This is a genomic window from Acinetobacter sp. X9, assembly GCF_054889255.1.
Map to the genome: position 1 here is coordinate 840,921 of NZ_CM142679.1, position 20,975 is coordinate 861,895.

20 protein-coding genes and 3 tRNA genes are annotated in these 20,975 nt (G+C 38.6%); 11 read left to right on the top strand and 12 right to left on the bottom strand.

The features are described from left to right. The first annotated feature begins 83 nt into the window (after window positions 1-83). Window positions 84-1,721, top strand: a complete 1,638-nt coding sequence (locus tag ACYU0V_RS04065; protein WP_461849144.1) for a poly alpha-glucosyltransferase — start codon at window positions 84-86, stop codon at window positions 1,719-1,721. Between the two features lie 14 nt (window positions 1,722-1,735). Then, complete coding sequence (locus ACYU0V_RS04070) at window positions 1,736-3,466, top strand: CapA family protein (RefSeq protein WP_461849145.1); 1,731 nt, start codon at window positions 1,736-1,738, stop codon at window positions 3,464-3,466. Here ACYU0V_RS04070 and ACYU0V_RS04075 read toward each other — a convergent pair. Beyond that, window positions 3,463-4,179: a zinc metalloprotease gene (locus ACYU0V_RS04075; protein WP_461849146.1), complete on the bottom strand. Its 717-nt coding sequence runs from the start codon at window positions 4,177-4,179 to the stop codon at window positions 3,463-3,465. The genes ACYU0V_RS04070 and ACYU0V_RS04075 overlap by 4 nt on opposite strands. Window positions 4,180-4,260: 81 nt before the next feature. Between ACYU0V_RS04075 and ACYU0V_RS04080 the strand changes: the two genes are divergently transcribed. Further along, on the top strand, window positions 4,261-4,590 hold the full coding sequence (locus ACYU0V_RS04080) for an MGMT family protein (protein ID WP_081309557.1): 330 nt from the start codon (window positions 4,261-4,263) through the stop codon (window positions 4,588-4,590). Between the two features lie 70 nt (window positions 4,591-4,660). Here the strand turns inward: ACYU0V_RS04080 and ACYU0V_RS04085 are convergent, their stop codons facing one another. The 5 genes from ACYU0V_RS04085 to carA form a co-directional block, all read right to left on the bottom strand. Continuing rightward, window positions 4,661-5,098, bottom strand: a complete 438-nt coding sequence (locus ACYU0V_RS04085; protein WP_049837314.1) for a universal stress protein — start codon at window positions 5,096-5,098, stop codon at window positions 4,661-4,663. Window positions 5,099-5,221: 123 nt separating this feature from the next. Then, complete coding sequence (locus ACYU0V_RS04090; RefSeq protein WP_069123928.1) at window positions 5,222-5,854, bottom strand: CatB-related O-acetyltransferase; 633 nt, start codon at window positions 5,852-5,854, stop codon at window positions 5,222-5,224. Window positions 5,855-5,928: 74 nt separating this feature from the next. Next, window positions 5,929-6,405, bottom strand: coding sequence for a transcription elongation factor GreA (greA, locus tag ACYU0V_RS04095; RefSeq protein ID WP_002115570.1), 477 nt, complete (start codon window positions 6,403-6,405; stop codon window positions 5,929-5,931). An 88-nt stretch (window positions 6,406-6,493) separates the two neighbouring features. Beyond that, complete coding sequence (gene carB / locus ACYU0V_RS04100; protein WP_005067595.1) at window positions 6,494-9,724, bottom strand: carbamoyl-phosphate synthase large subunit; 3,231 nt, start codon at window positions 9,722-9,724, stop codon at window positions 6,494-6,496. A 14-nt stretch (window positions 9,725-9,738) separates the two neighbouring features. Next, complete coding sequence (gene carA / locus ACYU0V_RS04105) at window positions 9,739-10,878, bottom strand: glutamine-hydrolyzing carbamoyl-phosphate synthase small subunit (RefSeq protein WP_017402807.1); 1,140 nt, start codon at window positions 10,876-10,878, stop codon at window positions 9,739-9,741. 124 nt (window positions 10,879-11,002) lie between these two features. Here carA and ACYU0V_RS04110 point away from each other — a divergent pair, with 124 nt between their 5' ends. Both ACYU0V_RS04110 and ACYU0V_RS04115 read left to right on the top strand, forming a co-directional pair. After that, entirely contained in the window at window positions 11,003-11,161 is a 159-nt protein-coding gene (locus ACYU0V_RS04110; RefSeq protein WP_002115567.1) for a hypothetical protein, read from the top strand. Between the two features lie 29 nt (window positions 11,162-11,190). Beyond that, a complete protein-coding gene (locus ACYU0V_RS04115; RefSeq protein ID WP_005072962.1) occupies window positions 11,191-11,778 on the top strand; it encodes a hypothetical protein in 588 nt (195 codons plus the stop codon). Window positions 11,779-11,837: 59 nt separating this feature from the next. On the opposite strand, the gene ACYU0V_RS04120 is transcribed toward ACYU0V_RS04115, so the two are convergent. Both ACYU0V_RS04120 and yhbY read right to left on the bottom strand, forming a co-directional pair. After that, entirely contained in the window at window positions 11,838-12,374 is a 537-nt protein-coding gene (locus ACYU0V_RS04120) for a DOMON-like domain-containing protein (protein ID WP_002115550.1), read from the bottom strand. 16 nt (window positions 12,375-12,390) lie between these two features. Continuing rightward, window positions 12,391-12,714: a ribosome assembly RNA-binding protein YhbY gene (gene yhbY, locus ACYU0V_RS04125; protein ID WP_002115576.1), complete on the bottom strand. Its 324-nt coding sequence runs from the start codon at window positions 12,712-12,714 to the stop codon at window positions 12,391-12,393. A 199-nt stretch (window positions 12,715-12,913) separates the two neighbouring features. On the opposite strand from yhbY, the gene rlmE reads away from it, so the two are divergent. The 4 genes from rlmE (at window position 12,914) to ACYU0V_RS04145 (ending at window position 17,027) form a co-directional block, all read left to right on the top strand. Further along, window positions 12,914-13,564, top strand: coding sequence for a 23S rRNA (uridine(2552)-2'-O)-methyltransferase RlmE (rlmE, locus tag ACYU0V_RS04130; protein ID WP_000235573.1), 651 nt, complete (start codon window positions 12,914-12,916; stop codon window positions 13,562-13,564). A gap of 133 nt (window positions 13,565-13,697) precedes the next feature. Then, window positions 13,698-15,593, top strand: coding sequence for an ATP-dependent zinc metalloprotease FtsH (ftsH, locus tag ACYU0V_RS04135; RefSeq protein WP_005803954.1), 1,896 nt, complete (start codon window positions 13,698-13,700; stop codon window positions 15,591-15,593). Window positions 15,594-15,725: 132 nt separating this feature from the next. Then, window positions 15,726-16,577: a dihydropteroate synthase gene (gene folP / locus ACYU0V_RS04140; protein WP_461849154.1), complete on the top strand. Its 852-nt coding sequence runs from the start codon at window positions 15,726-15,728 to the stop codon at window positions 16,575-16,577. Window positions 16,578-16,712: 135 nt separating this feature from the next. Next, complete coding sequence (locus ACYU0V_RS04145; protein ID WP_005067609.1) at window positions 16,713-17,027, top strand: DUF5713 family protein; 315 nt, start codon at window positions 16,713-16,715, stop codon at window positions 17,025-17,027. Here ACYU0V_RS04145 and ACYU0V_RS04150 read toward each other — a convergent pair whose 3' ends face one another. Together ACYU0V_RS04150 and ACYU0V_RS04155 are read right to left on the bottom strand one after the other, a co-directional pair. Further along, a complete protein-coding gene (locus ACYU0V_RS04150) occupies window positions 17,028-17,405 on the bottom strand; it encodes a hypothetical protein (RefSeq protein ID WP_228287688.1) in 378 nt (125 codons plus the stop codon). Window positions 17,406-17,445: 40 nt separating this feature from the next. Then, window positions 17,446-17,531 (bottom strand) — tRNA-Leu (locus ACYU0V_RS04155). Between the two features lie 196 nt (window positions 17,532-17,727). Between ACYU0V_RS04155 and ACYU0V_RS04160 the strand changes: the two genes are divergently transcribed. Beyond that, window positions 17,728-19,494 carry an alkaline phosphatase D family protein gene (locus tag ACYU0V_RS04160; RefSeq protein WP_284115234.1) on the top strand — a complete coding sequence of 589 codons (1,767 nt, stop codon included), beginning with the start codon at window positions 17,728-17,730 and terminating at the stop codon, window positions 19,492-19,494. A gap of 107 nt (window positions 19,495-19,601) precedes the next feature. Here the strand turns inward: ACYU0V_RS04160 and ACYU0V_RS04165 are convergent. Beyond that, window positions 19,602-19,687 (bottom strand) — tRNA-Leu (locus ACYU0V_RS04165). Between the two features lie 11 nt (window positions 19,688-19,698). Continuing rightward, window positions 19,699-19,772: transfer RNA gene (locus ACYU0V_RS04170), tRNA-Cys, on the bottom strand. 152 nt (window positions 19,773-19,924) lie between these two features. On the opposite strand from ACYU0V_RS04170, the gene folD reads away from it, so the two are divergent. Next, a complete protein-coding gene (gene folD, locus ACYU0V_RS04175) occupies window positions 19,925-20,773 on the top strand; it encodes a bifunctional methylenetetrahydrofolate dehydrogenase/methenyltetrahydrofolate cyclohydrolase FolD (protein WP_002115552.1) in 849 nt (282 codons plus the stop codon). Window positions 20,774-20,975 lie beyond the last annotated feature (202 nt).

A 20,975-nucleotide genomic window follows, 5' to 3' on the forward strand; every position in this document is an offset into this window, starting at 1 on the left:
TTAACTTAGCTTTTTATATGTTCATGCTATGATGGATTGAAAACTTTATAGAACAACAAATAACGGATAGGGACTGATTTCGAGTGACAGCATTTTTAAACTTCCAAAGACAACTGAACCTTTGGTTAGAACATATCGCTCCACATGCTTCCGCTTTTCAGGATGAAACAATTTTATTTATATCTTATGGGCCTAAAGACCAAAGATGTAACGTATGGCATAGTGAAAAAACAAGCTTTTCACAAGCAAAAATACAATTATTAGCTTTCGTTAATGACCAGTTTGCACAGGAAATACTTACTGATTATATAAAAATTGATATTGCATATAATTTAACGAAGCAAGCTTGGCAAGTAGTAGAGCAGCAGGTCCATCAGCAATTTCACAATAACCACTACCGTAAAGGTATTGGGTTTGATGAACACTGTTCAGTGGTTTTTCTTGAGCAAGAGATTTATGGAAAGGCAATTATACGAGGTTTGAGCTATGACAAACCCAACTTTTTTGATGAAACAAACCTAAATTATGCAATTAAGCAAAAATATAACGCGACTAAACCACAGATTAAACTACAAGAGCTACAAGACATTTGGACTTTTGATACCTACGCAGCATTTTATGAAAATGGGCAATTCATTAATTTAGCGAGCGGTTATGATGCGAATGGTATTAGGGCGATTTCGAGCAATAAGAAACAGCATTTTCAGTCGTTAATTGAAAAAAATTCGGCATTTTTGCATGATCAAATTCAAGAAAATGGCAAATTTATCTATGGCTATTTTTCTGCCTATGATCGCAATATTCGTAACTACAATACTGTACGCCACTGTACCTCGGTGTATGCATTGTTGGAAACATTTGAAGTGCAGAGCAAACCAGAATATTGGCCCAAGATACATGCTGCTATCCAATATGCATTGACCAACTTTTATAAAGAAAAAGACTCAGAAACTGCTTTTATGATTGATGGTAAAGAAGGGGAATTTGAAATTAAATTAGGAGCCAATGCGGCTGCTATTTTAATGTTCACTAAATATCAAGAAATTACTCAAAAAACTGATTATCAAAAATATGCAGAGAAATTAGCAAATGGTATTTTGAAATTAGTAGATTCAAATGGCTCAACAACTCACGTATTAAATTATCCAGATTATGATTTAAAAGAAAAATTCCGAATTATTTATTATGATGGTGAAGCAGCTTTAGCTTTATTAAGGTTATATCAAATTAATCAGGATAAAAAATTATTAGAAACTGTTAAATTAATGTTTGAATGTTTTATTGAAAAGAGATATGAAAAATATCATGACCATTGGTTAAGTTATTGTACTAATGAGCTTACAAAAATATGCCATGAAGATAAATATTTTATTTTTGGTTTAAATAATTATTTAAAACATTTTATTTTTATTCGTAACCGAAAAACAACTTATGCGACTTTATTAGAAATGTTAATGGCTGCTTATAAAATGGTTAGCCGCTTAAAAGAGCAGGGACGTACAGCACTTTTTGAGCAGGCTTACATGCCAGAGCTTCAAAAATTAATTGAGTTTAGAGCTGATTTTCAAACAACAGGATTTTTTTATCCAGAAGTGGCTATGTATATGGCACGACCAGATAAAATTTTACATGCATTTTATATTCGTCATGACCGTTTTCGAGTAAGGATTGATGACCAAGAGCATAACTTATCGGGTTACATCGCTTACGTTAAAGATTAGAAAGGTGATGAGCTATGAAGTATCAACCCGTTGAAATCAAGTTATTAACTCATATCGACACTACAAATTTTGATGAAGCTGTATGGCAATTCGAATTTGACGATGACATCTCCATGTTATTGCTGATCGACTATGCATTAGAACAATTTCAGCAAAAAAGTGTACTGGCTCAAGACGTCTATGTTGTGCCACAAAATATGAGTAAGCACATTGGGCAGCAAAATTTAGGTTTAAAAGCATCTGAAAAGTATACATTTACTAAACTGTTCCAGTTCTTAATTTTTACTCAAGCAGTAGATGTAAAAGAAGCTTTAAGTAATATGCTCTTCGGTAAAAGTGAAAAAGCACATTTAATTTTGTCCGAAAGGGCTGATGTCTATCACTTAACATTAAAAAAAGAAGGTTTACGAAATCAGCTAAAGCATTTGTTTTTATTGCTCAGAAAAATTTATAGCTATCCAGCTGAAATCAGAAAACAATTCTATATAAAAGAGCTGAATTTTCAAGGAAAGTCTTATCTCCCTCAGACACCATTAATGGGACAGAATGTAGTAGAGGTCTTATATCTTACAAACTCATTTAGAAAAATTTATCTGACGTTCTTTGAAGAAAACCAAACGATCGGTTTCTTTTCCTTTTTAGATGATATTCATCGTGCTGAGCACCTGGTTCCTTACTATCATTGTTTTCAAGCACAGAACGTACAACCTAAAGTTTGCTCTGCTCCAAGTGGCATTATTAACATTTTAGGGGATACCTACTTTGGGGAAATCTACACTGAAAAACGTAAGGCTAGAGGGCAAATAGATGCTCTGCAACAGTATGGATATGACTATTCTTTTAAAAAAATAAAAGCTTTTTTAGGTGAACATGACTTAAATATTGCTAATTTTGAAGCGGTATTTTCTTTAGAAAACCAATCTCCTTTAGGTCATAAAAAGCCATTTATTCTTAAAGCTGATGTTGAACAAACATTAGCAGCATTCAAAAATATTCACCTTAATCATGTGGTGTTGGCAAACAACCATCTAAAAGACTATGGGGATCGTGGACTGACCTATACATTACAACAGTTGGATCAGGCTAACATTTCTTATATCGGGGCAGGTGTAAACCAAAAAGATGCTCATAACTACTTTCAACTCTCTTTTGAAAATAAGCGTTATGCTATTTTTAACGGATACTGGCACAGAGACACTGCCTATCTCGATTATGATTTTTATGCTTTAGGTCATAAGAGTGGGGTCGCGTGTTTAAATGGTGTTTTGCTTGAACAAATAGGTCGCTATAGGCTGATTCATCCTGAACATAAAATTATTGTTATTTGCCATTGGGGTGTCGACTTTAAGCCAATTACGAAAGAACAGAGTAAGCTTGCTACGATTCTAATCCAAGCTGGCGCTGACCTGATCATTGGCCATGGTGCCCATACTATTCAACCTGTCCAGATCATCAACCAAAAGCCAGTCGTATTTGGTATTGGCAATGCTGTGTTTAATAGCAATGGCGAATATGAAAAACACAATGCTTTACCATTTGGCTGTATAGCAAGGTTAGATTTATCAAAAGACTTACTTCGCCTTTATCCAATTTACACCAATAATTTGAAAACATTTTGGCAGCCGTATCCAGTCGATGCTGAAGATTTCTTCAAGGCTAGTACCTACATGACATCTTTACTGACCCCTGAAAATTACATCGCTACCCAAGATAACTTAGGGACTTATATTGAAATTAAATTTTAGGGATATTGTTTGTACGTTGATAAAATCGTTTGAAGTTGTACCGGCGTAAATCCTAAATTTCTTAAGCCACCACTGCCTAATTTACATTCGGCGCTTGCCATGATGTTGGTTGGAGTACGTTTTGTAGCTTTTGGCGCACAAACATGTTTTAGACCAAACACATGTCCCATTTCATGCACGCTACCAGCCTGAATATTATAATTGAGGCGGTTCCAGTCTAATAAAATAAAGGGTTTGCCATTATTACGAAAGGCTCTACTCGTTACATCTTCAAATTTCCATTTCGTTGAATAGGCATTATAAATAAAAACAATCACTTCTTTACTTGCAGTTCGTTTCGGAAAACACGTATTTACACTGGCAGGAATGGTTTCAATCGTAATTGGGTAGGGCTGATTAATCTGTTGTTTTAAATCACAATGTAATTTTGAAAATTCTTCATAAGGAATATAACGATGTAACTTAAATTTAAAAATTTTATTATTTTTATCATCTACATAGTATTTATTTAATATTTTAATTTCCTTACGCATCTGTTGATAATTATCAAACTCTATAGCTTCTGGAGAGTTGGTTGTAAAAACAAAAGTGACTGGAATAAGAGGACGGCCATCTGCAGAGACTTTAGGTGTTTCTCCTAAAGGAAGAGGAGGGCGTGTAGTACAAGAAACGCATAGTAAAGTGCCAGTAATCACCAGTAATATTTTTTTCATGCAGATTTCCCTCAAGCCCACCTTGGATTGCATTTAGTTTTGTTCAAAATTTTTTATATGATATGAATGATGTCAATTTTTATGGAGTCCATTTTGACAACTCAGTATGAACTACATCGGCAAATTTTAGAAGTCATTGCTTTGATTCCTTACGGAAAAGTTGCAACCTATGGACAAGTGGCTCGTATGGCAGGATTACCAAAACATGCAAGATTAGTCGGCTATGTTTTGAAACATCTTGAAGCTGATCATCAAGTTCCTTGGTATCGTGTAATTAATTCTCAAGGCAAAATTAGCCTAAGTAAATTTAATGACAAAGGTGAAAATGTTCAGCAGTTAAAGCTAGAAGCTGAAGGAGTCTATTTGTTAAACGGTAAAGTAAACTTAAAGCAATTTGCTTGGCAGCCTTAAAGATCCTGAAAAGGCTTTTTTTAAATCATTGCCTAAATTATTAGAATTAACAAAATAGGCAATATTGAAATTATCGAACAATTAAAACAGGAATATGACTTTCGCCTAAGACTTTTTGTGCAACACTACCCAGTACAAGTTTTCGGACCCCTGTACGGCCATGAGAACCCATAACAATCAGATCTGCATTTAAGTCTTGAGCTGCCTGAATAATTTCTTCATGTACAACAAAACCTTCAAGTAGTTTGGTTTCGACAGTAATGCCTTCATCGGCAAATTCTTGTTTTGCGTGTTCTAAAATATCGAGTAAATAGGTTCTTGTCCGTTCAATCAAATCATTCGTTTGACCAGTTTTTACATAGGCGTCAGCAATAAACGGATCAAGAGCCATAACTTGCACAACCGTAATTTTGCTATTTAACGCTTTTCCCAGTTTGATTGCCTCTTTCATGGCAATTAAAGAAGTTTCAGAACCGTCAATTGGTACAAGAATATGTTGATATAACATGAGTGTTTTCCTTATTGTAATGATGCTTATTTATTCAATACTTTATACTTATTTTTTGACGATTTAAATTCAAGCACGTAATCATTTGTGAGTTTATACCAACAAATTTTTGTAGATATATTTTTATAGATTCCGCAAATTTTCCATATATGTAGATAAAGCATCTATATCCTCAGTTTGTAAATATTCGCGTATTTTTAAAATTTGTTTCTCATCCAAATCATAAAGTTTTAAAGCAAGCAGTTTGTCGATTTGTTCTTGAGGAAAACGATATTTAATAATTTTCGCAGGCACGCCACCTACAATTGCATAGGGGGGAACATCTTTAGTGACCACAGCTCCGGTTGCAACCACTGCACCTTCACCAAGTTTGACCCCTTGCATAATCATTGCACGGCTACCAATCCAGCATCCATCGGCAATTACAGTATTACCAGCTGCTAAAAAACTACGGGTATCAAAAGGGAAAGTCGAAATCCAGTCTGGTCTATGAAGTTGGTTACCACCCATCATAATGACGCATTCAGCGCCAAAGCAAACAAAATTACCAATATAAAGTTGGTCAATCGGTTTGTCTGGTGTCGAGGCTTTATCATGTAAGTAACGCACGACACAACGTTCAAAACCTTGATCCCAATAGGCTGAATAATAAGAATAATGACCACTGATATGGATATTGGGGTTTTTAACAGTTTTATGGATAAATTCAAACTCACACCAATGACGAACTGGAGTGTTAATTAAAGAGTTATCCATGTGTGATTTCCCAAAAATATATCGATGGTAGTGAATAAAAACCCCTCATAAAGAGGGGCTAGTTGTGCATTATCTTAGAGATATTCTACACTTACGATTTCATATTCCACTTCGCCTTGAGGAGTAACGATTTTTACTTCATCACCTTCACTCTTGCTCAAAAGGCCACGTGCGATTGGTGAGTTCACTGAGATTTTATTGATTTTAAAATCAGCTTCATCATCACCAACAATTTTATAAGTCTTGCGTTCTTCAGTATCAAGGTTTTCAATCGTTACCGTAACACCGAATACAACACGACCGTTTTGTTCTAAGTCCTTAACATCGATGACTTGTGAAGCACCCAATTTTCCTTCGATATCTTGGATGCGTCCTTCACAGAAACCTTGCTGTTCACGAGCAGCATGGTATTCTGCATTTTCTTTTAAGTCCCCATGTTCACGTGCTTCAGCAATTGCTTGAGTAATACGTGGACGTTCAACAGATTTCAGATGTTGTAATTCTTTCTCTAAGGCGATTTTACCTTCAGGGGTCATTGGATAACGTTGCATTTCGGTCCCTCTTAAGTTGAGAAAACACAGTTAAAAAAATGAAAAAATCCCGCCACCGATAAGGTGACGGGACTTATCGGTAAAAAAATTAACCTACAGTTAAATCTTGCAAGCGGTATACATCCATTGGCAATTTCACAGCAAAGGCTTGGCAAACAGCTTCTGCGCCATTGATGGTCGTTGTGTAATACACTTTGCCTTGTAGGGCAGCACGACGAATCATTGCAGAGTCATATTGAGCCTGTTTACCTTCAGTGGTATTGACAATAAGGTGTATTTCACCATTTTTCAAGCGGTCAACAATATGTGGACGACCTTCAGTAACTTTATTTACAGATTCGCATTCTAAACCTGCTTCTTTAAGCACTTGGTAAGTACCACCTGTTGCAACAAGCTTGAAGCCATATTCAACTAATTTCTTAGCGATATCAGCGATATATTTCTTGTCAGATTCACGTACTGATAAGAAAGCATGCTTTACTTCGCCTTCAGTTGGTAAACCAGGTAAGCGTTCATTCGAGCCTAGAACAGCTTTATAGAATGCTTCACCAAATGTTTTACCTACGCCCATCACTTCACCTGTAGATTTCATCTCAGGTCCAAGCATAGGGTCTACGCCTTGGAATTTAGCGAATGGGAAAACGGCTTCCTTCACAGCAAAGTGAGTTGGAATGATTTCTTTAGTAAATCCTTGAGACTCAAGAGATTGGCCTGCCATACAACGCGCAGCAACTTTCGCTAAAGAATCACCAATACACTTAGATACGAATGGAACTGTACGTGAAGCACGTGGGTTAACTTCTAGAACGTAAATATCGTCACCTTTTACAGCGAACTGAACGTTCATCAAGCCGACAACACCAAGTTCTTTTGCCATCGCAATCGTTTGACGACGCATTTCATCCTGAATTTCTTTTGATAAAGAATAAGGAGGAATTGAACATGCAGAGTCACCTGAGTGAATACCCGCTTGTTCGATATGCTGCATGATACCGCCGATCACAACGTCTTTACCGTCAGATACACAGTCAACATCAACTTCAGTTGCGTCATCTAGGAAACGGTCAAGAAGAACAGGGGCTTCGTTAGATGCCTGAACTGCTTCACGAAGGTAACGTTTAAGTTCTTCTTCGTTATATACGATTTCCATTGCACGACCACCTAATACATAAGATGGGCGAACAACAAGCGGATAACCTACTTTTGCAGCTTCAGAGATACCTTCTTCAGCAGATTTTACAATGCTGTTGTTTGGTTGACGAAGCTGTAAACGTTGAATCATTTGTTGGAAACGTTCACGGTCTTCAGCACGGTCAATCGCATCTGGTGATGTACCGATAATTGGAGTGCCTGCTTCTTCTAAAGCACGTGCCAATTTAAGCGGAGTTTGACCACCGTACTGTACGATTACACCTTTAGGTTTCTCTGTACGTACGATTTCAAGTACATCTTCAAGTGTTACAGGCTCGAAGTATAGGCGGTCAGATGTGTCATAGTCGGTAGAAACAGTTTCAGGGTTACAGTTCACCATGATTGTTTCATAACCGTCTTCACGCATAGCTAAGGCAGCGTGTACACAGCAGTAGTCAAATTCGATACCTTGACCAATACGGTTTGGACCACCACCAATGACCATGATCTTGTCACGGTTTGATGGATTTGCTTCACATTCTTCATCGTAAGTTGAATACATGTATGCAGTACCAGATTCAAACTCTGCTGCACATGTATCAACGCGTTTGTAAACTGGATAAACACCCAAGTTCCAACGTTGTTTACGGAATTGCTTTTGTGAAATGCCCATGAGGTGAGCAATACGAAGGTCAGATAAACCTTTACGCTTGAACGAACGGATGTTGTCAGCGTTTAAGTCACCAAAACCTAAAGTTTTCACTTGAGCTTCAGTTTTAACGATGTCTTGAATTTGGATAAGGAACCAGCGGTCAATCTTAGTCGCTTCAAAAACTTCATCTAAAGAGAAACCATGACGGAAAGCGTCCGCTACATACCAGATACGCTCAGGACCCGGAACTTTAAGTTCTTTTAGAATAATTTCTTTTGCATTTGTTGCACCAGCTTCGATTTTTTCATCAAAACCGCTTACACCAACTTCAAGACCACGTAATGCTTTTTGTACAGATTCTTGGAAGTTACGGCCAATAGCCATCACTTCACCCACAGATTTCATCTGAGTGGTAAGAACTGGTTCAGCTTGCGGGAATTTCTCGAAGTTAAAACGAGGGATCTTCGTTACAACATAGTCAATTGATGGTTCGAAGCTTGCAGGAGTCACGCCACCAGTGATGTCATTTTTCAATTCATCAAGAGTATAACCAACAGCAAGTTTTGCTGCGATTTTAGCAATCGGGAAACCTGTTGCTTTAGAAGCAAGCGCAGATGAACGAGATACACGAGGGTTCATCTCGATAACAACCATACGGCCGTCTTTCGGGTTAATACCGAACTGAACGTTAGACCCACCTGTCTCAACACCAATTTCACGAAGAACTGCAACCGAAGCGTTACGCATCAATTGGTATTCTTTGTCAGTTAATGTCTGAGCTGGTGCTACAGTGATTGAGTCACCAGTGTGTACGCCCATTGGGTCGAAGTTTTCGATGGCACATACGATAATACAGTTGTCGTTTTTGTCACGAACAACTTCCATTTCGTATTCTTTCCAACCAATTAAAGATTCATCAATTAATAACTGGTGAGTAGGAGAGAGATCAAAACCACGTTCACAAATCTCAAGGAATTCTTCACGGTTATATGCAATACCGCCACCCGAACCACCCATTGTGAATGATGGACGGATAATTACCGGGAAACCAAAGCGTGACTGGATTTCTAAAGCTTCTTCCATTGTTTCAGCAATGGCAGCTTTTGGACATTCCAAGCCAATTTTACGCATAGCGATATCGAAGAGTTTACGATCTTCGGCTTTCTCAATTGCGTCTTTAGTTGCACCAATTAATTCAACATTATATTTCTCAAGAACGCCGTGCTCATCAAGTGCAAGAGCACAGTTCAACGCAGTTTGGCCACCCATAGTTGGCAATACTGCATCTGGACGTTCTTTTTCAATAATCTGTGCAACTGTTTGCCAAGTAATTGGCTCAATATAAGTTGCATCAGCCATTGAAGGGTCTGTCATAATGGTTGCTGGGTTAGAGTTAACCAAAATAACACGGTAGCCTTCTTCACGAAGCGCTTTACACGCTTGAGCACCTGAGTAGTCAAACTCACATGCCTGACCAATCACAATCGGGCCAGCACCAATAATTAAGATGCTTTTAATATCCGTACGTTTAGGCATTATTCGCTCCTTAATTACTGTTTAGATGCTTCGATAAGTTCGATGAAATGATCGAACAATGGGGCACAATCATGTGGACCTGGGCTTGCTTCAGGATGACCCTGGAAGCTGAAAGCTGGTTTGTCTGTACGGTGAATCCCTTGTAAGGTGCCATCGAACAATGATTTATGCGTTGCTTTTAAGTTAGCCGGTAAAGTTTCAGCATCTACAGCGAAACCATGGTTTTGTGAAGTAATCATCACTGTACCATCTTCAAGATTTTGTACAGGGTGGTTAGCACCGTGGTGACCATGATTCATTTTTACAGTTTTTGCACCAGAAGCGAGTGCCAAGATTTGGTGGCCTAAGCAAATACCAAATACAGGTAATGTTGTGGTTTCAACAATAGTTTTTACAGCTTCGATTGCATAATCACAAGCAGCTGGATCGCCAGGGCCATTTGAAAGGAATACGCCATCCGGATTAAGTGCCAATACTTTTTCAGCCGGAGTTTCTGCAGGTACAACGGTTAATTTGCAACCGCGGTCTGCAAGCATACGCAAGATGTTGGTTTTGACACCGTAATCGTATGCAACTACATGATATTTGAATTCAGGTTGAGAGAAGCCTTGGCCTAGAGTCCATGAACCTTCAGACCATTCAAAACCAGTTGGATCGCAACATTCTTTTGCAAGGTCTAAACCGTTTAAGCCACCAAAAGCACGAGCTTTGGCAATTGCTTCTTCTTCAGTAATATTTTCGCCAGCAAGGATGCAACCATTTTGTGCACCTTTGTCACGCAAAATACGTGTTAATTTACGTGTATCAATGTCCGCGATTGCAACAACATTGTGTTCTTGCAAATATTCACTCAAAGACTGCTCAGCACGGAAGTTACTGTGTAGTAGAGGAAGGTCACGGATAATTAAACCATTCGCCCATACTTTATGGATACGACCAGATTCAACGTCTTCTGCGTTGCAGCCAGTGTTTCCGATATGAGGGTAAGTTAATGTCACAATTTGTTGTGCATAACTTGGGTCAGTCAAAATTTCTTGATAGCCTGTCATGGCTGTGTTAAAAACGACTTCTCCAGTCGTACTTCCCGTTGCGCCGATTGACGTTCCTTTAAAGATCGTTCCATCTGCGAGGGCTAAAATGGCGGGGGTGCTCAAACCAAAGCTCCTGAATTTCGGCTGTAAAAAAGCGAGTAGACCCAAAAAAGATAGGCGATGTTGTGATAAAACATGCCCCTCCCTATCGGTCTGCTCGCTTGTAACTTAACAGCGCATTATACGCATGGAACCTCAAAAAGTCTATTTATTTTCTGCTAAAAAACATAATTCATTGCTTGATTTTTACAAAAAAATTATCCGCTCATCCGAATCAGTTACTTTTGATAAATTGTCTAACAATTTGCTGGCTGAATTTTTAGAACTGGATTTATTGTATTGCTAGTTAAAAAATAAACAATATGAGGAAATAGCATGAGTAATGATCAAGTTTCAAAAGATGTGAGCGAGAAAGCTCAAGCAGTCGTTGATTCAGTAAAAGCTGAGGTGAATGAAGTGAAAGAAACCGTAGCTGCTACTACAACTAAAGCGAAAAGAACAGTAACTGCTAAAACTGCGCAAGTAAAAGAAAGTGTTGCCGAGAAAACTGAGCAGATTAAAGAAGTTGCTACAGAAGCGAAAACTCAGGTGAAAGAAGCTATTACTGAAACTCAAGAGCAGGTCAAAGAAGTTTTAAGCGAAACTCAAGAAAAAATTGAAGCTGAAACTCATGAGTTAAACAAGAATATTCAAAATCAATTTGTTCAAATTAAGCAAGATATTCTACAACGTCTTGATGTGATTAAAGCTCAGTTTAGCACCTCACAAGAAGGATTATCTGAACTTAAAAATGCTTTGAAAGCAGAAATTAACGCGCTTATCGAAGATTTGACTAAAGTCAGTAAAGAACTTAAAGGGGATATTAGCCAGATTTCTTTGAAGCACAAAGATTCTTTAAGTGAAAGTATTAAGCGTACTAAAAATAATGCAGTTGAAGCTTGGAATAAAGCAAGAGATAACTAATGATCTTAGCTTTTAGCTAGCTATAAAAAAGCGAGAATTAATTTCTCGCTTTTTTACTTTTAAAACTGATGTAACCAGTCACGCTTATTATGGAAATCTGCACTTTTTCCACTATGCTGCATTGCATAGTACTGCATACCTTCTTTGGTTTTTAAAACTGCAGTTAAACCTAAATAAAGGTTTGCCCATTTCAAGCGATGCTGTTGCATAAATTGTCCCAAATCAAGACTAACATTTAAGCCATAATGAGTACGCTTGAGATGGTTCAGTTCAATATCGTAAGCAGCAAGGGGAGGCATACTTTCTGGATAGCGATATTCTTCAAACTGATAAGACTGCCATGCTTGAGAAGGGGAAAGGTTAATTTCCCGATAATAATCTTCATCATGCACGCCAACAAAAATTTCGAAACAAGTTTCTTCCCACAAAAAATCCTGACGAGGATGAGCCGCGACTTCTTGGGGCCAGACAATGAGTTGATTTGGATCACGAATCCAAAAACCGACATTTAAGGTGTGCGGTGCTTGCTGTTCAATTGCGCCAACAACAGAAACAGCATGAAAACGATCAAAAGCTGAAAGTTCGTAACTTGCCATAGTTTGTCAAATCAACTTAGTTTGCTAAATGAGCGTGGCGAACAAGATTAGACAAATGCTGGTTTTGCTTAGCTGCTTTTTTGTAAAGTAAAACAATTTTACCAATCTTTTGCACAGCTTCTGCGCCAGTCGCTTCTACAATTGCATCAATTACAGCAGTACGTGCTTCACGGTCTTCACCAGCAACTTTAACTTTGATAAGTTCGTGGTCGTTTAAAGCACGAAGAGTTTCTTCGATAACAGCATCTGTTAAGCCTTGTCCACCAATCATGACAACCGGATTAAGCACATGACCAATTTGACGTAAACGTTTACGTTCATGGATAGATAAAGCGGCCATTAAAAATACCTGATTTTAAAAACGACTTAGTATAGCAAAAAACTTAAATTCAGATGTACGAAAAACTGTATAAATAATCGATCAACATTATTGGAAAAAAACTGTAAAACTTGGTGAGATTACGCTACATCCGTACTGTAATGAGAGTAATTTTCACGTACAATGAACGATCAGAAGTTTTTTTGATATTTAGTGAGTTATGGCAACACGCATTACAAACCAGAAATTGTCGAAAAGTAGTCGTGCGTGGATGAGGGAACATCTAGACGATCCTTTTGTAAAAAAAGCACAAAAGGAAGGGTATCGTGCGCGAGCAGCATATAAACTTCTTGAAATCCAAGAAAAATATAAGTTGATCAAGCCAGGCATGACGGTAGTCGATTTGGGTGCAGCTCCTGGTAGCTGGTCTCAAATTGCTGGAAAACTTGTGGGTAGCAAAGGTTTAGTGATTGCTTCCGATATTTTGCCCATGGATGCTTTGCCTGATGTCACTTTCTTACAAGGCGACTTTAGAGAAGAAGCTGTATTTGAAAAATTGTTAAATATTTTAAATGGGCGACAAGTAGACATTGTAATTTCTGATATGGCCCCCAATACATCAGGTAATAGGGCTGTTGATCAACCTAGACAGATTTACTTATGTGAACTGGCTTTAGATTTTGCTCAAAAGGTTCTTGGTCCTAATGGACAGTTTGTGGTTAAAGTGTTCCAAGGCGCAGGATTCGATGAGTTTCGTAAACAAGTGGTTGATAGTTTTGATGTGTTAAAGACAGCAAAACCAGCAGCTTCTCGGGCGCGCTCTAAAGAAGTTTTTTTGGTTGGACAAGGGCGTAAGAAAGCATTGCAATAAAGTTTACTTGCCAAGCTCCTAAAAATTGTGCATTTTGTACTTTTAGGTTATCCGCAAGCAATACAGTTGCTGTTTTTATGACGATCAGCCAAGATTGGGCATGATCAAATTAGATCGATATGGGAATAAAGCTTTGAGCGATTACTTCAAGAATGCCGTATTGTGGCTAATAATACTTGGTGTTCTGATTTTAATTTTCAGTAATATCAGTGACCGCAATAAGCCTACTGCGATGAAATACTCAGATTTCGTTGCAGCGGTGAATGCTGGCCAAATTAAGCAAGTCACAATTGACGGTTTAAATATTAATGGTGAAAAAACTAACGGATCACAGTTTGAAACTGTTCGTCCGCAAGTTGAAGACACTGAGCTTATGCCGAGCTTAAATAAGCAAAATGTTGTTGTAGAGGGAACAGCTCCTCAACGTCAAGGCATTTTGATGCAACTTCTCATTGCTAGTTTCCCTGTACTGTTAATCATTCTGTTATTCATGTTCTTTATGCGTAACATGGGTGGTGGTGCAGGCGGAAAAAATGGACCGATGAGTTTTGGTAAGTCGAAAGCAAAAATGCTTTCTGAAGACCAAATCAAAGTTAATTTTTCTGACGTTGCCGGCTGTGATGAAGCAAAACAAGAAGTTGTTGAAATTGTAGATTTCTTAAAAGATCCTGCAAAATTCAAACGTTTGGGCGCTACCATTCCTCGTGGCGTACTTATGGTTGGTCCTCCGGGTACTGGTAAAACGTTATTAGCCAAAGCAATTGCTGGTGAAGCTAAAGTTCCTTTCTTCAGCATTTCAGGTTCTGACTTTGTCGAAATGTTCGTGGGTGTGGGTGCGTCCCGTGTCCGTGATATGTTTGAGCAAGCGAAGCGTCATGCGCCTTGTATTATCTTTATTGACGAGATTGATGCAGTAGGACGTCACCGTGGTTCAGGTACAGGTGGTGGTCATGATGAGCGTGAGCAAACCTTGAACCAAATGCTCGTAGAGATGGATGGTTTTGAAGGTAACGAAGGTGTAATCGTAATTGCTGCGACGAACCGTGTTGATGTCTTGGATAAAGCATTATTACGTCCAGGTCGTTTTGACCGTCAAGTAATGGTGGGTTTACCTGACATTCGTGGTCGTGAGCAGATTCTGAATGTACATTTGAAAAAATTACCTTCAGTTACGGGTGTGGATGTTAAAGTTCTATCTCGTGGTACTCCAGGTTTCTCTGGTGCACAGTTGGCAAACCTTGTTAACGAAGCTGCATTATTTGCTGCACGCCGTAATAAGAACACTGTCGACATGCATGACTTTGAAGATGCAAAAGACAAAATCTACATGGGACCAGAGCGTAAATCGATGGTTTTACGTGAAGAAGAACGTCGTGCAACTGCTTATCATGAAGCTGGTCATGCGATTGTTGCTGAGATTTTACCGGGTACAGATCCTGTTCATAAAGTAACGATTATGCCGCGTGGTTGGGCTTTAGGTGTAACTTGGCAGTTACCTGAACAAGACCAAATTAGCCACTATAAAGACAAGATGCTAAACGAAATTGCAATTTTGTTTGGTGGTCGTATTGCTGAAGAAGTATTTATCCAACAGCAATCTACTGGTGCTTCAAATGACTTTGAGCGAGCTACTAAAATGGCGCGTGCAATGGTTACGAAGTACGGTATGTCTGACAAAATGGGTGTAATGGTTTACGAAGATGAAAACCAAAATGGTTTCTTTGGTAATGTAGGAAGCCGTACGATTTCTGAAGCAACTCAACAGTTAGTGGATGAAGAAGTACGTCGTATTCTTGATGAGCAATATAAAGTTGCACGTAATATCTTAGAAGGTAATAAAGATATTGCACATGCGATGGTAAAAGCTTTGATGGAATGGGAAACTATTGATCGTGATCAAATCCGTGACATTATGGAAGGTCGTGAGCCACAACCGCCTAAAGTATATGTTGCTGAAAACCCAGTGGCTGCATTTGAACCACCAAAAGATGGTCCATCTACACCGCCACCATTGCCAGCAATGAACTAATTAGTTAATAAAAAAGCCACAGTCATGTGGCTTTTTTTATGGGTTTGATTTTGTTAAAAGCTGAAAACAAATCAACACCATACATAGATGATAATTGCTAAAATACAGCCTGATTTTAAACTGGAGCTTTTTATGCAACTAATGCCTTTGCCTCAACAAATTTTACAGTGTGGACAGCTTCAGTTAGATCTATCACAGCCTCACGTTATGGGTATATTAAATGTCACACCAGATTCTTTTAGTGATGGTGGAAAGCATAATCAAGTAGATCAAGCGATTGTTCATGCACTAGCCATGATAGAGCAAGGTGCTACCATTATTGATATTGGTGGTGAGTCTACCCGTCCAGGAGCATCTGAAGTAAGCGTAGAAGAAGAAATACGAAGAGTTGTGCCCGTAGTTGAAGCTTTAGCTAAACATAATATTGTTCTATCAATTGATACAAGTCAGCCTGATGTTATTCGCGCAGCGAAAAAAGCAGGAGCACATATTTGGAATGATGTACGTGCGCTTACTCGTCCCAATGCTTTAAAAACGGCAGCAGATCTGGATATACCCGTAGTGATCATGCATATGCGTGGTGAGCCGACTACAATGAATCAGTTAGACCAATATACGGACGTAACCTTAGATGTTATAGCGGAACTCCAGCAGCGCGTGAATGAAGCTTTAAATGCGGGCGTGAAAAAACATAATATTATTATTGATCCTGGCTTTGGTTTTGCAAAAAATGCGCAGCAAAACTTAAGACTACTCAAAGAATTTTGGAAGCTTGGTGAAATGGGTTATCCGATTTTATCTGGCCTTTCTCGTAAACGTTTTATTGGTGAAGCATTAAAGGGTGCAACTGCAGATCAGCGTGCGGTAGGAAGCGTTACGGGGCATTTGCTTAGTATTCAGCAAGGAGCATGCATTGTTAGAGCGCATGATGTCAAAGCAATGACTGATGCAATTCTAGTTTGGAAGGCGATGATACAAGCTTAATAAAGTAGGCTTTATAAAAATCAGGTCGTGGCTCATTAATTTAATGAGCTAGATGATTGAGTCAGGGAAAAATATCGTTATTCTTTTGAAAATATGTTATAAGCGGCAAGTTTTTGCTGTTGTGTAAACTTTTGTATGTTCGAAGACTTACTTCTCCCGATGTTTGATGATGAATATTATCCAGATATTTTGGTCGCTGAACTCAAGCAGCTCATTGAACAATTTGCTAAAAAAGTTCAGAAGCCTGCCTTAGCTGAGCAGGATATCTATCGATATGCTCATCAAACTGTAATTGAAATTAATGAGATGAAACCTCAGTTCGAAGATCTAGATTCTTCTTTAGATGATAGTGCTGCTGACTATATTGCTGAAGCAATGATGATGGTAGCACAGGAAGCTGGATATTTAGATCTAGAAATGGAAGAGCTGGTGATGAATCGAGAGTGGTGATTACTCTCGATTTTCAATATCTTCAAATACATCTAACAAGTGGCAAGATGCCTTTAAATGTATTTCGTCTATTTCTTTAACTTTTAAAACTAAAACACCTTTCTCTTGATAATCTGCGTCCGCTAACAAACTGACCCAATAAGTTTCTCGTTTTTGTTCCAGCTTTTTAAATTTATCTATTATCTGTTCGGGTGCTTTAACTAAATAATCATCTTTGGTAATAGAGCAACGTGAAAAATACCAATGGTTGTCTTTGAAAGAAAGGGTACCAGAGAAAAGATCTGTGGCGTAAACCTTTGTTATAAAAAGGGTAGTGCAAAAGAGTAATAATATTCTTATCATAAAATTCATTTTGATTAGGCATAAAAAAACCAGCATACGCTGGATTCTTTGTAGCACCAAATTCAATATTTGAAAATGGTGCCCGGGGCCGGACTCGAACCGGCACGCTTTGTGGGCGGGGGATTTTAAATCCCCTGTGTCTACCTATTTCACCACCCGGGCATGTGCGCAATAATAGAGGACAAGTGCGCGATTGGCAAGAGAAAATCAGAGAGTTTGCTTTATTTTCAATCAGTTCTTGTTGGTATTTATATAAATTAACCAATTTGTGTCATTATTTGTTCATTAAACTGAGATCAGTTGTTCATCTTATCTACCTAAATTTAAGACACTCATTGCTTAAAACTTAGGTAATTTTATGTCAGAGAAAATTTCACGCCGAGAATTAATTCAAAAAAGTCTGTTCGGTTTTGGGGCGCTATCTTTGCCTGTAGCTTTTACGGGGTGTAATGATGGTTCCGATGAGGAGGAGGGTTCAGAAACACAAGCAGATTTTTTACATGGAGTTGCGAGCGGCGACCCATTGCAAGATAAAGTAATTTTATGGACGCGGTTAACACCAGTAGACCTTAATGCGCGTCTTAGAGTTACTTGGGAAATTGCTACCGATGATCAGTTCAAGCAGAATTTAAAGACTGGTACGGTTCAAACGACTAAAACTGACGATTTTACGGTGAAGGTGGATGCAACAGGTCTACAAGCGGGTACGACTTATTATTATCGCTTTCGATTTGGTAGCAAAGTCTCGCCAGTAGGGCAAACAAAAACATTACCTGTAACTACCAATAAGGTCAGCTTCGCAGTATGTTCTTGTTCTAATTATCCTGCGGGTTATTTTTACGTTTACCGTGAAATGGCAAAACAGAATGTGGATGTAGTCATTCATTTGGGCGATTATATTTATGAATATGGGGCTGATGGCTATGCGACAGAAGATGCTGCAAAGCTGGGCCGTACTTTATCGTCCGATAATAATAAAGAAATTATTAAATTAGATGATTATCGCAAACGTTATGCGCTCTATCGTCAAGATAAAGACTTACAGGCGGTTCATCAGCGTCACCCATTTATTGTAATTTGGGATGACCATGAGTTAGCGAATGATACTTGGCGCGAAGGTGCAGAGAATCATCAAAGTAATGAAGGCCCTTTCTTAGAGCGTAAATTAGCTGCTCTACAAGCTTATTTTGAATGGATGCCGATTCGCCCAGTTTCTAGTACCGATCATTTGAATATTTATCGTCAATTTAATTTTGGCTCACTAGTTGAGCTGACGATGTTGGATACACGTATTATTGCGCGAGATAAACAGCTTGAATATAAAGACTACATCACAGCTTCAGGTTTAGATGCTCAAAAGTTTCAGGCTGATTTAACAGATCCAAAGCGTACTTTAATGGGATATACGCAAAGGGATTGGCTGGTCGATAAATTAAAGCAATCTACAGCAACATGGAATGTGATTGGTCAGCAAGTCTTAATGAGTAAAATGTGGATTCCAGCTGAGTTATTGGCATCGCTGGGGCAAATTACTTCAGGCGGAACTTCACCTGATGCTTTAGCTAAAATGAATGCGCAAATTACAGAATTAGTCACATTAAAATTACGATTAGAGCAGGGCGATCCAACTTTGACCGTTCAGGAAAAAGCTCGAGTCACAACTTTAGTTCCATATAACCTTGATGCTTGGGATGGTTACTATGCTGAGCGAGAGTTTTTTTACACTAAATTGGCAGAGTTTAATAAGAAAATTATTGTTTTGGCAGGCGATACCCATAATGCGTGGACATCTTACTTATATAGCCAAAAGGGTGAATATGTCGGTGTTGAACTGGCGACAAGTTCGGTTTCTTCACCAGGTCTTGAAAAATATTTAAGTATTCCGCTAGCTCAGTTGCAGCAATTTGAATTTGCCTTTACTACGCTTATTGATGAATTGGCATATTGTAATTTAAATCAGCGGGGTTATTTGATGGTTACACTAGATGATAAGCAGGTGCTGTCGGATTGGATTTTTGTAGATTCAATTAAAAATGCAGAATATAAAGTAGATTCTAGTCGAGGTTATCAATTGGTGTTGGATACGAATTTAACACCTGAAAAAGATAAGCAAAAAACTGCTTAAATATATGGGGCGAGAAAGGGATGCTAACTAATAAGTATCCTTTTTTTAGACATAAAAAAACCAGCTTTCGCTGGATTCTTTATGACACCAATTTCTGTACTAGAAAATGGTGCCCGGGGCCGGACTCGAACCGGCACGCTTTGTGGGCGGGGGATTTTAAATCCCCTGTGTCTACCTATTTCACCACCCGGGCTTTACCAAATTTGGAGGCGGAGGTCGGAATCGAACCGGCGTCCACGGAGTTGCAGTCCGCTGCATGACCACTCTGCCACCCCGCCTACATTTGGTGATGCACATATTAGCAACCTTTACAAAAAAAACAATACTGTTTTGAGATAAGATGAACATAAAAGCAACATCTAGAATAAATTTGTCCAAATAATCATGTATTATTGGCACATTAAATTCATGTCTACCTTGGAGATGTGCTGTGGCATTGGTTTTAGACGGTCGCGCATTAGCAAAGCAAATTGAAGAAAATTTGTCAGTACGTGTTGAAGCTTTAAAAGCTAAAACAGGTCGTACCCCAATTTTGGCGACTATTTTAGTTGGGGATGATGGCGCATCTGCAACTTATGTACGCATGAAAGGAAATGCTTGCCGTCGAGTAGGCATGGACTCTTTAAAAATTGAATTGCCACAAGAAACGACAACAGAACAATTATTAGCTGAAATTGAAAAACTTAATGCTAACCCAGATGTACACGGCATTCTTTTACAACATCCTGTTCCAGAGCAAATTGATGAGCGTGCATGTTTCGATGCAATCTCATTAGCTAAAGATGTTGATGGTGTAACTTGTCTTGGTTTTGGCCGTATGGCTATGGGTGAAGCTGCATATGGTTCAGCAACTCCTGCGGGCATTATGACCATTTTAAAAGAAAACAATATCGAAATTGCTGGTAAACATGCGGTTGTGGTTGGCCGTTCTGCAATTTTAGGCAAACCAATGGCAATGATGCTATTGCAAGCGAATGCAACAGTAACGATTTGCCATTCACGCACACAAAACTTACCTGAGCTTGTGAAACAAGCTGACATTATTGTTGGTGCTGTAGGTAAAGCTGAACTTATCCAAAAAGATTGGATTAAACAAGGTGCAGTGGTTGTAGATGCTGGTTTCCATCCTCGTGATGGCGGTGGTGTAGGTGATATTCAACTACAAGGTATTGAAGAAATTGCTTCTGCTTACACACCAGTACCTGGTGGTGTTGGTCCAATGACTATTACAACTTTGATTCGTCAAACTGTAGAAGCTGCTGAAAAAGCTTTAGGTTAATTTAATTAACGCTAGGCTGTTATTTGATACGCGTAACCGTCATCCGCAATTGTTTGAGGCAGAAATACGTTAAAAATTTAATGTTTCTGCGATGCTTTCGATTCTAGAGAGTATCTGCTGAGTTTTGCGGATGACAATGGTTTTGCCTACTTTTCCCGAAAGAAAAGTAGGTCCAACCAAAGGTTATTCTAAAAATTCAAAT